The 12,607-nt window shown below is 59.0% G+C and carries 13 protein-coding genes and 1 pseudogene; 6 read left to right on the forward strand and 8 right to left on the reverse strand.

What is annotated here, in order from left to right; all coding sequences use genetic code 11:
* Positions 1–42 precede the first annotated feature (42 nt).
* Together ACXHRN_RS08165 and ACXHRN_RS08170 are read left to right on the forward strand one after the other, a co-directional pair.
* A complete protein-coding gene (locus ACXHRN_RS08165) occupies positions 43–1,029 on the forward strand; it encodes a substrate-binding domain-containing protein (protein WP_488640820.1) in 987 nt (328 codons plus the stop codon).
* A gap of 123 nt (positions 1,030–1,152) precedes the next feature.
* The gene (locus ACXHRN_RS08170; protein WP_488640821.1) at positions 1,153–1,917 is read left to right on the forward strand and encodes an SDR family oxidoreductase; all 765 of its coding nucleotides are present in this window, start codon (positions 1,153–1,155) and stop codon (positions 1,915–1,917) included.
* A gap of 13 nt (positions 1,918–1,930) precedes the next feature.
* On the opposite strand, the gene ACXHRN_RS08175 is transcribed toward ACXHRN_RS08170, so the two are convergent.
* The 7 genes from ACXHRN_RS08175 to ACXHRN_RS08205 all read right to left on the reverse strand — a co-directional run bounded on the left by ACXHRN_RS08175 (position 1,931) and on the right by ACXHRN_RS08205 (position 7,120).
* Positions 1,931–2,566, reverse strand: a complete 636-nt coding sequence (locus ACXHRN_RS08175; RefSeq protein WP_488640822.1) for an alpha/beta hydrolase family protein — start codon at positions 2,564–2,566, stop codon at positions 1,931–1,933.
* Between the two features lie 21 nt (positions 2,567–2,587).
* Positions 2,588–3,106, reverse strand: a complete 519-nt coding sequence (locus tag ACXHRN_RS08180) for a hypothetical protein (RefSeq protein WP_488640823.1) — start codon at positions 3,104–3,106, stop codon at positions 2,588–2,590.
* A 109-nt stretch (positions 3,107–3,215) separates the two neighbouring features.
* Positions 3,216–3,470, reverse strand: a complete 255-nt coding sequence (locus ACXHRN_RS08185; protein ID WP_488640824.1) for a hypothetical protein — start codon at positions 3,468–3,470, stop codon at positions 3,216–3,218.
* Between the two features lie 102 nt (positions 3,471–3,572).
* Complete coding sequence (locus ACXHRN_RS08190; RefSeq protein ID WP_488640825.1) at positions 3,573–4,367, reverse strand: 3-methyl-2-oxobutanoate hydroxymethyltransferase; 795 nt, start codon at positions 4,365–4,367, stop codon at positions 3,573–3,575.
* Between the two features lie 24 nt (positions 4,368–4,391).
* A complete protein-coding gene (locus ACXHRN_RS08195) occupies positions 4,392–5,627 on the reverse strand; it encodes an NAD(P)/FAD-dependent oxidoreductase (RefSeq protein ID WP_488640826.1) in 1,236 nt (411 codons plus the stop codon).
* Entirely contained in the window at positions 5,627–5,941 is a 315-nt protein-coding gene (locus ACXHRN_RS08200; protein WP_488640827.1) for a MocE family 2Fe-2S type ferredoxin, read from the reverse strand. The genes ACXHRN_RS08195 and ACXHRN_RS08200 overlap by 1 nt, the downstream gene beginning before the upstream one ends.
* Positions 5,942–6,028: 87 nt before the next feature.
* Positions 6,029–7,120: a fatty acid desaturase family protein gene (locus tag ACXHRN_RS08205; RefSeq protein WP_488640828.1), complete on the reverse strand. Its 1,092-nt coding sequence runs from the start codon at positions 7,118–7,120 to the stop codon at positions 6,029–6,031.
* A 170-nt stretch (positions 7,121–7,290) separates the two neighbouring features.
* Here ACXHRN_RS08205 and ACXHRN_RS08210 point away from each other — a divergent pair, with 170 nt between their 5' ends.
* Positions 7,291–8,322: a LacI family DNA-binding transcriptional regulator gene (locus tag ACXHRN_RS08210; RefSeq protein WP_488640829.1), complete on the forward strand. Its 1,032-nt coding sequence runs from the start codon at positions 7,291–7,293 to the stop codon at positions 8,320–8,322.
* 6 nt (positions 8,323–8,328) lie between these two features.
* On the opposite strand, the pseudogene ACXHRN_RS08215 reads toward ACXHRN_RS08210, so the two are convergent.
* A pseudogene (locus tag ACXHRN_RS08215) lies at positions 8,329–8,775 on the reverse strand (YqfO family protein).
* Between the two features lie 253 nt (positions 8,776–9,028).
* On the opposite strand from ACXHRN_RS08215, the gene ACXHRN_RS08220 reads away from it, so the two are divergent.
* The 3 genes from ACXHRN_RS08220 to ACXHRN_RS08230 all read left to right on the forward strand — a co-directional run bounded on the left by ACXHRN_RS08220 (position 9,029) and on the right by ACXHRN_RS08230 (position 12,607).
* Positions 9,029–9,832, forward strand: coding sequence for a TIM barrel protein (locus ACXHRN_RS08220; protein ID WP_488640830.1), 804 nt, complete (start codon positions 9,029–9,031; stop codon positions 9,830–9,832).
* Positions 9,833–10,062: 230 nt separating this feature from the next.
* Complete coding sequence (locus ACXHRN_RS08225; RefSeq protein WP_488640831.1) at positions 10,063–10,986, forward strand: sugar ABC transporter substrate-binding protein; 924 nt, start codon at positions 10,063–10,065, stop codon at positions 10,984–10,986.
* Between the two features lie 73 nt (positions 10,987–11,059).
* Positions 11,060–12,607: a sugar ABC transporter ATP-binding protein gene (locus tag ACXHRN_RS08230; RefSeq protein ID WP_488640832.1), complete on the forward strand. Its 1,548-nt coding sequence runs from the start codon at positions 11,060–11,062 to the stop codon at positions 12,605–12,607.

A 12,607-nucleotide genomic window follows, 5' to 3' on the forward strand; every position in this document is an offset into this window, starting at 1 on the left:
AACGGTGGATATGTCGTCCGTCGTTTATTTGGGAGAGAGAAGATGAGGAAGTTAATCTTACTTGCTGCGACTGCGCTTGCCCTGATAGCTGGCCCCGCCTTGGCCAAGAAACAACTGGTTATCGTGGTCAAGGGCCTCGACAATCCATTCTTCGAAGCAATCAATCAAGGTTGCCAGAAGTGGAACAAGGAAAATGCCGATTCCGAATACGAGTGCTTCTATACCGGCCCGGCATCGACATCAGATGAAGCCGGCGAAGCGCAGATCGTGCTCGACATGCTCGGCAAACCCGACACGGTGGCCATGGCAATTTCGCCATCCAATGCCAAGTTGATCGCGCAGACGATCAAGTCGGCCAATACGACGATACCGATCATGACGGTCGATGCCGACCTTGCGAAGGAAGACGCTGCACTGCGCAAGACCTATCTCGGCACCGACAATTACCTGATGGGCTTCAAGATCGGCGAATATATCAAGAAGGCCAAGCCGAATGGCGGCACCGTTTGTCTGATCGAAGGCAATACCGGTGCTGACAATATTCTTCGCCGTGCCCAGGGCACGCGCGATGCGCTGAGCGGCAAGAAGGATCTTGCTGCCTTGGCGGGCGAGGGTGGCTGGACGGAAGTTGCCGGTTGCCCGGTGTTCACCAATGACGACGGCGCCAAGGGCGTTCAGGCGATGACGGACATTCTGGCCGCCAACCCGAAGCTCGATGCATTCGCAATCGAAGGCGGTTGGCCGCTGTTCGGCGCGCCGCAGCCGTATCGCGACCTGATGAAGCCTTTGGCTGAACGGATCGCCAGCAACGACTTCGTGGTTTCCGCTGCCGATACGATCGGCGATGAAGTGGCGATTGCCCGCGAAGGTCTGGTAACCGCACTCGTCGGCCAGCGCCCGTTTGAAATGGGCTATCTGGCTCCGAAGGTGATGATGGATCTGGTCGCCGGCAAGAAGGTCGACGATCCGGTGTTCACCGGTCTTGACGAATGCACCAAGGACACCGTCGATACGTGCATCCAGAAATAACCACTTGATCTTTGCTCCGGCCAGTTCTCTGGCCGGAGCAATCTCTCGCCAGACACTGTTGAAACGATCACGGATGCGTCTGGTTCCGGCCTTGTCGGGGCCGTGCAAACGATGGGTTCGACAATGGATTTGTTCTCTTTGAAAAATGACGTGGCGTTCGTCACCGGTGCGGGCGCTGGCATCGGCGCGCGGATTGCCGTTGGGCTGGCTGAAGCGGGCGCAGACGTCGCTTGTTTCGGACATGCTTCTGGCGACGGCCTTGAGCAGACCGCGGCCGCCATTCGCAAGCTTGGCCGCAAGGCACTGGTCCAGGTCGGCAGCGTGACGTCAGCTGACGATATCGACCGCGCGATTGCGCAGGTCGAAGCCGAGCTTGGTCCTTTGTCGGTGGCCGTCAACAATGCCGGCATCGGCGGGGCGGGCAAGGCCGAGGAACTCGAGGTGTCGACGTGGGAGCACCTCTACGACATCAACGTCACGGGCGTCTTCCGGTCTTGCCAAGCCCAGGCACGGGTGATGATCCCCCGCAAACGCGGCTCGATCATCAACATTGCCTCGATGTCCGGCACAATCGTCAATCGTGGCCTGTTTCAGGCGCACTACAATTCGTCGAAGGCCGCGGTCATCCACATGTCCAAGAGCCTCGCGGTCGAGTGGGTCGGCCATGGCATTCGCGTCAACGCGATCTCGCCGGGCTATACGCTGACACCGATGAACATGCGCGGTGTGGTGGCTGGCCAGAACGAGCGTTTTGCCGAGGAGACGCCGATGGCGAGGCTGGCAAGCGTTGACGAAATGGTTGGCCCGGCGGTGTTCCTGGCCAGCGGCGCCTCGTCCTTCGTGACGGGCATTGACCTCATCGTCGATGGTGGCTTCGTCTGCTGGTAAGCGAATGCCAGCGCTATAGTCGCTCCGTCCAGTCCTTCACGGCCTGTGCCATCGTCATGAGGTGATCTGCGGCTGAAAAGCCGGAGATTTTCTTGCGCGGCTTGAGGTCGTGGTCGCCATCTTCCAGCCATAGAATTTCAATCGCATCCGAGAGCGTGTAGCTCGCCACGTCCTCTCTTGTGCCGAATTCGTCGCGGGTGCCCTGGCAGATCAGGGTCGGCGTCTTCAGATCAGCGAGATGCTGCGTGCGCGGCTTGTCCAGCTTGCCCGGCGGGTGGAAGGGGTATCCAAGGCAGAGCAGGCCCGATATCGCTCCTGTGGTAAACAGGTCGTCGGCCACCATGCTGGCGACGCGGCCACCCATCGATTTGCCACCGATGATCAGCTTGCCGGTGGCGCCGAGCTGTGCGACGGCGTCCCGATATTCCGGATTAAGCGTTTCGGCCTTGGGGGGAGGCTTGCTGGTGCCGGTCGTTCTCCGTGCGGCCATATAGCCGAATTCGAAGCGTGCGACGCGAAATCCGACGGCGGTCAGCGCATCCGTCGCGGCATCCATCGATTTGGAATCCATCGGCGCGCCGGCACCGTGCGCCAGCAGAATGGTAAAATGGGCGCTCTCGGGGCCCTTGATCAGGAAGCTATCGTTCATCCGGACCTTTATAAGCTTTGCTCATGCCCAATCGTGAAACTTGCCGCGAAACGGCTTTGTCGCGACGAGATGATCGAAGTTTCTCTGGGCATAGGCGATTGCGGTGGCATCATCGGGAAAGCCGATGAAGAACATGCTGACCTTCTTTTCTTGGTCTGAACCGCGCTTGCGATAGACCATCTCGATCATCATCGTCGGCCAGGTGAAATTCTCGCTCAATTCCGGGATCGCAACAAAGCGGGCGTCCGGCACTATGCCGTGCCAGGCGAGGAATTGGCCGTTGGCGACGAACTGATCGAATGCGGCGAAGAAGGCTTCCTTGTCCGAACCATATTTCGCCCGGAATTCAGCATCATTGATCTTGAAGTTCTCATCCGAATGCTTTGGGCTGTGCATGATGCCGGCGGCGCTGGGCACTTTATTGAGTGCGATGGCGCATTTCATGCCGAACTTCACGAGGCCCGCACCGCCCGTGCGATACTCACCAGCGAGGTCGGCGATTTCCTTGACCAAATCCGCTTGAAACTGTGCAGCCATCATATCCTCCGGCATTCGTTTGCCGGGCACATAGCATAAAATTCGGCATCGGCAACGCGGCAATGCTACGGAAACTGCCTCGTGCGGGAAGTTTCGCAGGAGATTGCGAGGCTCAATCCAGGGCGGTTTTCAGTTCTTCGCCCGAAATGTATCCGGCAGTTACGCATTCCGCCACGGCATCCTCAGCATCCTGATCGCCCGGATTGGCTTTTGCAGCGTCGATATGTTCCCGGCACATGCGAATGCGCATTTTGGCATTGGTTTCGACGACCGGTTCCGGGCGCGGACGGAATTCTTCGTAGAGGATCGGCACCAGCATGATCATCGGCATCAGCCAGCAAATGATCAGGATGAATCTCAAGCTCATGTCAGAGTTCTCCCCGCGATCATCTTGCGATGAAATCAGAAGTCGCGGGGAGAGTCGAGAGCGTGCGGCGCAGCATACACCTGTATAAGCGGCAAGTCTGTCTCAGGCGCCCATGGCTTCGAGAAACTTTCGGTATTCGCCGGGATCGATCCCAACCATGTGGCTCTTTTCCGGATAGGCACCCGATTGAACGTCGGCTCGGAATTCGTGGAAAGCGGAAATGCGCTCCTGCTGCAGACGATCGAATTCGGCGGCGAAATTGCGGTAGACCTTGGCGTGGCGGGGATAATGTCCGCGGTTCTGGCCCAGCACGTCATCGGCAAACAGATACTGGGCGTCGCAGCCTGTGCCCGCGCCCATCGAGATCATGAACAGCGATGTCCGCTCGCTGATCGCAGCCGCGATCTCGCCCGGCACGACCTCGATCTCGGCGCTGAAGGCACCGGCTTGCTCGAGTGCCTTGACGGATTTCCAGATATCGAGCGCGCTTTGGGCGGTCTTGCCGACCGCCTTGAAGCCGCCCGTCCATGTTGCCTTGGAAGGGATCAGGCCGGTATGGCTGCAGACGGGGATGCCTTCGTCGCGCATACGGCGAATGGTGCCGAGGCTTGCCGCGCAATAGACGGCGTCGCCACCTGCTTTCAAGGCCTTGAACGCAGCACGCAGATAGTCTTCTTCGGTGACGAGGTCGCCATATTCCAGTCCGGGAACAGCAAACACCGTTGGTGCGGCTTCGCGAAACGCCGCGCCGAGCAGGGCGGGCGGCACCGACACCATTTCGATGCCGGCGCGTTCCGCCGCTTCAGCTTCATCGATGGTGACGACGCGCAGCATCGAGAGCTGGCGCTTGCCTTTCATCGACAGGATATCGGCGACCGTCGGGCGGCGCTGTTTCATGGTGTTCTCCCGGTAAATGGACTGTCAGCTCAAAAGAGATTTCATTTTGATGGCGGGATCGGCAAGTTGGACCGGATCCGGTTTGGCTGATCTGGCGATCAGCATTTCGGCGATCCGGATATCCTTGGCGACTGCGTTGCCCTCGGAAATGCCGCTTGCGGCCAGCAATCTGCCATCATCGGCGAGATGGAATTCGATGAAGGCGTTGTCGCCGAGCCTGCGCGTCACGTGGGTGGTCGCACCATCAGCGAGGCCCGCGACCTGAAGGGTCAGGTCATACTGATCCGACCAGAACCATGGGACCGAGCTGATCGGCTCATCGTGGCCGAGGATGTTGCGGGCGGCGAGCGTGCCCTGATCCTGAGCATTACGCCAGGCTTCGAGCCGAACGCGACGGCCGCCATAGATCGCCAGTGGGAAAGAGCAGCAGTCTCCGGCAGCATAGATTCCCTCAGCCGAAGTCTGCAGGCGATCGTTCACGGCAATGCCATTTTCGATCGCGAGGCCGGCACTCTCCGCGAGCGCCACATTTGGAGCGGCACCGACGCCGACGATGATCAGGTCGGCGGATATCCGTGCCCCGTCGGCGAGAATGATCGCCGCCTTGGCGTCAGTCTCTTCGAGCGACGAGATCGACACGCCGCAACGCAGATCTACCCCCTCGGCGATGTGGCGGCTGGCGATCTGCTCGGCGATTGTTGTCGGCACACCGCGGCTAAGGACGCGCGGCAGGCCTTCGACCAGTGTAACGCGGGCGCCGGATTTGCGCGCGGTTGCTGCCAGTTCCAGTCCGATGAAACCGCCGCCGATGATGGCGAGGTGCTTGCCTTCGCCCAGATGCCGGCGGATCGCGAGTGCATCCTCATGGGTCCGCAGTGTCAGGATGCGCTTGCTTTCCTTGGGACCGAAGGGCAGGCGGCGCGGATTGGCGCCGGTGGCGAGCAGCGCGGTGTCATAGGTGAGATCCTTGCCGTCGGAGAGTGTGATGCGCCTGGATTGCGGATCGATCGATGCCACCGAGACACCAGTCATCAGCTCGATATTGTGCTCGGCAAAACGTTCGCGGGGCGCGACATGCGTCGGTTCGGCACCATCGGCCAGGCCGGCCTTGGAAAGCGGTGGCCGCTCATAGGGATGCAGCGTTTCGGACCCGATAAGCACGATGCGTCCCTCGTGGCCGTTTTCACGCAGGGCAAAGGCCGCGCGCGCGCCACATTCGCCTGCTCCGATGATAACGACGGTCTGCTGTTCAGTTGTCATCAGGACACCTGAATGAAGACGGAGCCGCCCTCAACCTTGACCGGATATGTCTGCAGATTGACGCAGACCGGGGCACCCTTGGCGGCGCCTGTCTTGTAATCGAAGCGGCCGTTATGCTTGGGACACTCGATGATGTCGTCCATGACCAGGCCGTCGGCGAGGTGGATTTTTTCGTGGGAGCAGAGCCCATCGGTCGCATGGAACGTATCTTCCGGGCTGCGATAGACGGCGTAGGTCTTGCCGCCGTGATCGAAGCGCATGACATCCTCCTCGTCGATGTCGTCTTTCTCGCAGACTTCGATCCATTCGCTCATAGTCTTTTCCTCCAATTGTGTATGACCTTCCACAGAAATACTACGGAACGCAGCCTTCATGGTTTCAAGCTTTCTCAACTTTCCGCGTCATTCCGCGGGGGCCGCGATAACTTCTCCGTGAAATTCGGGCCGGTAGGCCTTGGCAGATGTCGGCAGCTTGCGTTCGACGAACCATTCCGGCTCGTGGCGCTGGCGCCAGAGCGCAGGCAGAATTTCCTTATAGGCAGCCCAGGTCGAGGAATAGGGGATCGGCGTATCCGCCTTCATCCGCTCATGCAGCCGTGGCAGCGCGTGATAAGGCACCATTGGGAACATGTGATGCTCCACATGGTAGTTCATGTTCCAGTAGAGGAAGCGGAAGACCGGGTTCATATAGACCGTGCGGGAATTCAGCCGGTGATCGAGCACATTTTCGGCAAGACCGGCATGCTGGGTCAGGCCGACCATGGCCGAGAACCAGCCGCCATACATGCTGGGTAACACGCCGACCAGCAGCACCGGCAGCCAGGACTGCAGATAGACTGCCAGGATCACCGGCGCGACATGGATCACAGTCCAGATCCGCGCGACAGCATAGACCTTTGGCCATTCGCTCTCGGGCACGAAGGTCTTTTCTTCCTCGGTCAATTGTCCGCTGGCATGCTTGAGCATGCCCCAAAGCCCAAGCGGTGCATTGATGATGTTGAAGAAATTGAGCGCGATCTTCCACAGTGCCGGAGGGCGCATCGCAACGATTTCCGGATCGCGGCCGACGATGATCGTGTCGGTGTGGTGCCGCGTGTGGCTCCAGCGCCAGATCGTCGGGTTGCGCATGATCATGAAGCAGGCGATGCCATAGACGGTGTCGTTCATCCAGCGCGTCTTGAAGGCGGTGCCATGACCGCATTCGTGCCAGCGCGAATCCGACGCCGAGCCGTAGAGCACGCCGTAGCAGATCAGGCAGGGCAATGCCCACCAACTTCCCCACAGCGCAATTGCGCCGCCGGCAAAGCCGAGCAGGCATGCAAACCAGATCAGTGTGTCGCGGATCGCCGGGGCATCGACGCGCTGCATCAGTTCCTTCATCTCCTTGCGCGGGATCTCCGTTTGATACCATTGCGCAGCAGCCAGGCCATCGTCGACCGCCTTCTGGCTATCGTAGCCCAGCAGGCTGTAATCTCGCTTTGTTGGCGTCTTCATTTCTTCCTCCCGGAAAACCCGTCGCGTCCATGGTCTGGATCCGCGTGAACGATTGGTCGGGAAAATAGGGCGGTTGCCGGCGGGGCTCAACAGGTGCGTGATATATTCTATCATTTCTTGCAAAATGCCATCCTGTGATGATATGAACATATCAAAACGGGAGGAAGCACGTGGCATCTCGACCTACAATTTCCGACGTCGCGAGAGCGGCGGGCGTCAGCGTTGCGACGGTAGACCGCGTCCTGAACGGCCGGCACAAGGTGCGCGAAGACACGTCGCGCCGCGTCTATGATGCGGCTTCCGAGATCGGCTTCCACGCTACCAGCCTGTTGCGACAGCGGGTGCTCGAGGGCCTGCCGCAATACAAGCTGGGCTTCATCCTGCAAAAGCCGGATCAGGGCTTCTACCAGGCGTTCGCGCGCGAAATAGAGATTGCGGTGCAGAGCCATCCCGGCATTCGCGGCATGGCGCATGTGGACTTCAGCAATAGCCAGACCCCTGCCGAACGCTCCGAAAAGCTCAGGGAGGTTGGTGTCCGATGCCATGCGGTCGCAATGGTTTCTCCGGACTACCCCGCGATTACCGCCGCAATCGAGGAGCTCAAGCAAAAGAACATCCCGGTCTTTTCGCTGCTTTCCGATTTCGGTTCCGGCGTGCGCGAGGGCTATGTCGGTCTAAACAACCGCAAGGTCGGCCGCACCGCAGCCTGGATGATTGCCAAGGCTGCCAAGAAGCCGGGAAAGGTTGCTGTTTTTGTCGGCAGCCACCGTTTTCATGGGCATGAGCTGCGGGAAATCGGCTTCCGCTCCTATTTTCGCGAATGCGCGGCCGATTTCGAGGTGCTGGACACGATCGTCAATCTCGACAGCCAGCAGCTGACCCACGAATCGACGATCGATCTGCTGCACAAGCATCCCGATCTTGTTGGTCTCTACGTCGCTGGCGGGGGCATGGAAGGCCTGATTTCGGCCATTCGTGAGGAAAATCTCGCAGGCAAGCTCAATATCGTCGTCAACGAGCTGACGCCCGATTCGCGCGCAGCGCTGGCAGATGACGTGGTGATGATGGCGATCAGCACACCGTTGCAGAATCTCTGTCGCGAGTTGGTCGGGCTCATGGTCGGAGCGATCGAGAAGGGCGCCGCGACCGTGCCGGGTCAGACTTTTCTTCCATTCGACATGTATGTGTCGGAGAATATCTGACGATATTTACTCCGGAGCTTTGGTCTTCCAGTCGCCCGTGGTGTTCCACCAGCGATGCGGATTGTCCTTGTCGTCCAAACCCTTGGAGCGGCCTGTGAGAACGGGGGGGCGATGCGGATGACCGGCTCCTGATAGCTGTGATACTCGAAGATGGCTTCGATAACTTGCTCGACAAGCGTCTGATCTTCCGGCAGTTCGAAGGATATCTCAACCGTTCCCGGTCGCTTCCTGATCTCGCTCTCCGCCCCGGCGGCCGCGCCCGCGAGCGGCCGGTAGGGTTCAATCCCGGGTCCCGATTGATAGGCATTGCAAATCATAATTTCCCATCGCCAGTGGAGCGAACACTCCGACCGCGTCCATGATGCGGTCAACGTCATCGAGCGGCGCCTGGATGGTCATCAGCAGCATTCGCTCCATGCGCACTGACCTTGTTTCAAATCCCTGTTCCATGATGTTCTCCCTTCAATCGTTGAAAGGTATGTCACATCGTCGACCACGCTTTGTCAGCAGCAGGCCGAACCGCAGGAATTCGCGCCTGGTACAGCCTTAAGAATGATTGGATTCTCTCATTCATGGATTTTCTTTCTTGCATAAATGAAATCATCTCTCGCCGTTTTGTTTTGACGAAAGACGGCTAACCTGCTGACCTAAGGACAGAAACACGGGAGGAGCCGGCGATAGCGATCGGTCGGCCATGAGGACACGCATGAAATTCGCATTGAATCATATGGTCGCGCCGCAGCTCGATATCGCTCGGTTTTTCGAACTGGCAAAGTCGCTTGGCATCAACGCCGTCGAGATCCGAAATGATCTGGATGGCAATGCTATTCTTGACGGAGCATCACCCAACGATATCCGGGCGCTGGCTGAGGAGGCTGGCGTCGAGATCATTTCGATCAACGCGTTGCAACGCTTCAACGAATGGACGGATGCGCGCGAGAAGGAGGCGATTGAACTTGCCTCCTATGCGCGGGAATGCGGAGCCAAGGCGCTGGTGCTGGTGCCGGTAAACGACGGAAGCGGGCAGGCGAATGGTGAGCGGCAGGGAAATCTGCGCGTCGCCCTCAGTGCGTTGAAGCCAATCCTGACGGACAATGGTATTATTGGTCTTGTCGAGCCGCTCGGCTTCCAGATCTGTTCGTTGCGCTCCAAGCAAGAGGCCATCGACGCGATCGATGCCGTTGATGGTGGGGCCACATTTCGTGTAGTCCATGACACGTTCCACCATGTGCTGGCAGGCGAGCCGGCAATATTCCCCGATCGAACCGGGCTCGTGCACATTTCCGGGGTGACTGACGCTGCAATCGGTGTTGACGCCATGCTCGATAAACATCGTGTCATGGTTGGTGACGGCGACCGCATCGACAATGTCGGGCAGATCCGTGCGCTCAGCAACGCGGGTTATAAAGGCCCGTTTTCCTTCGAGCCGTTCGCGGACGAGGTGCACGACAATCACAAGCCTCGGCAGATGATCGAAGACAGTATGGAGTTTATAGCCCGTCACGTGTGATGGGCCGTAAAATGGAATGAATATTCCGGCTTATTCCGCAAATAGCGGAGTGGCTCGCATTGACAGCCGGAGATGATGGAATGTATATTCCGAAATGCAAGAGACGGAATTATTCATTCCATTTAAGAGAATCGCGTTGATCTCGCGATGCATGCCAGCCCCCCGGGAGGATCGCGGGGCTCCGGCCAAATCAGGTGCCGCCGGACACCAGCCAGTGGAGGAGAATGAACATGAAGAAATTTCTTATGGGCACGGCTATCGCCATGTTGATGTCGGGTTCGGCCTATGCCGGCGACATCGGCGTGTCGATGGCGAATTCCGATACGTTCCTGACCGTCCTGCGCAAGGGGATCGAGAAGGCTGCGGCCGATGCCAACCAGCCGGTACAGATCGAAATCGCCGATGACGACGTCCAGAAGCAGCTCTCGCAGATCCAGAACTTCATCGCTGCCAAGGTCGATGCAGTGATTGTCAACGCCGTCGACACATCGGCCACCGCGCCGATGACCAAGCTGGCCAACGATGCCGGCATCCCGATCATCTATGTCAACCGCCAGCCGATCGACGTCGATACGCTCGGCGCCAAGGGTGCTTTCGTGGCATCCAATGAAGCCGATTCCGGCACGCTCGAAACCAAGGAAGTCTGCCGCCTTCTCGGTGGCAAGGGCGATATCCTTGTCATGGTCGGCGATCTGGCCAATCAGGCTGCAGTACAGCGCACCAAGGACATCCACGACGTGATCGCCACGCCGGAATGCGCGGGGATGAAGGTTCTCGACGAACAGACCGCTGTCTGGGATCCGGTCAAGGCGCAGGACCTGATGACCAACTGGATCGCTGCCGGCCACAAGCCCGCCGCCGTCATTGCCAACAATGACAACATGGCGATCGGCGCCATCAATGCGATGAAATCCGCTGGTTGGGACATGAAGGACGTGGTCGTGGGCGGTGTCGACGCCACCCAGGAAGCGCTTGCCTACATGAAGGCTGGCGATCTCGACGTGACGGTGTTCCAGGATGCGTTTGGCCAGGGTGCCGGCGCGATCGATGCTGCGCTGAAGCTCGCCAAGGGCGAAAAGGTGGAAACCAAGGTCTGGATTCCGTTCCAGCTCGTGACGCCTGAAAACATGGACAAGTTCGTTACCAAGAACTGATCGGCCAATATCTGAAGCGGTTCGCCACTCTCTTGCCGGAGGGTGGCGGGCACGCGCTCGAGGAGCCATTTCCATGCCCAGTGTTGTCAGTCCCACCACCATGAAAGCCGTCCGCGAAAGCGGCGCGGTGCCGGGTGCCGAATATCTCCTCGAGGTTGAGGACGTACGCAAGGAATTTCCTGGCGTCGTCGCACTCGACAATGTCCAGCTCAGGCTCAAGCGCGGCACCGTGCATGCGCTGATGGGCGAAAACGGCGCCGGCAAATCGACGCTGATGAAAATTCTTGCCGGCATCTACACGCCCGATACCGGGACATTCAAATTGCGTGGCCAGAGCATCCGCCTGACCAGCCCGCTCGATGCGCTCGAAAATGGCATCGCTATGATCCACCAGGAACTCAACCTGATGGCGCCGATGACCGTGGCCGAAAACATCTGGATCCGCCGCGAGCCGACCAACCGCTTCGGGTTGATCAATCACGGCGAGATGTACCGGATGACCGAGGAGCTGTTTACGAGGCTCGACATCGACATCGATCCGACTATCAAGATCGGCAAGCTCAGCGTTGCCAACCGCCAAATGGTGGAAATTGCCAAGGCGGTGTCGTTCAATTCCGACGTGCTGATCATGGATGAGCCGACCTCGGCGCTGACCGAAAAGGAAGTGAACCATCTCTTCCGCATCATTCGATCGCTGCGGGATGAGGGCAAGGGCATCATCTACATCACCCACAAGATGAACGAGCTGTTCGAGATCGCCGACGAAGTCTCGGTGTTTCGCGATGGCCACTACATCGCAACCAAGGCTTCGACCGACATTACCCGCGACGACATCATCCGCATGATGGTCGGCCGCGAGATCACCCAGATGTTTCCGAAGGAGACGGTGGCGATCGGCGATGTTGTCCTGTCGGTCAAGGGACTGACGCTCAACAAGGTGTTCCGGGACGTGTCCTTCGACGTGCGCGCTGGCGAGATCCTCGGGCTTGCGGGGCTGGTCGGTTCCGGCCGCTCGAATGTCGCCGAGACGATCTTCGGCGTGACCCCGGCGGATGCGGGCACAATTCACATCAACGGCAAGGAAGTGACGATCAGTTCGCCTTCCGTGGCCATGAAGCACGGCATGGCTTTCCTGACGGAAGACCGCAAGGATACCGGCTGTTTCCTGCTGCTCGATATCCAGGACAACGCCCAGATGGCGGTCCTGCAAAACCGCTATGCGAATTTCGGCTTTGTCCAGCAAAGCAAGCTGAACAAGGACGCAACCGAGATGGCCAACCGCCTGCGCGTCCGCACGCCTGACATGCACGAGCCGATCGTCAATCTTTCCGGCGGGAACCAGCAGAAGGTGCTGATCTGCCGCTGGCTGATGACTAATCCGAAAATCCTGATCCTCGATGAGCCTACGCGCGGCATCGATGTCGGCGCCAAGGCGGAAATCCATCGGCTGATCTCGCAGCTGGCAGGGCAGGGGGTCGCGGTCATCATGATCTCTTCGGAGATGCCAGAAGTGTTGGGCATGAGCGACCGGATCATGGTGCTGCATGAAGGACGGATGACGGGCATTCTGGATCGCAAAGATGCGGACCAGGTCAAAATCATGGAACTGGCGTCGCACTGA

The organism is Shinella sp. OV683 (assembly GCF_057787725.1).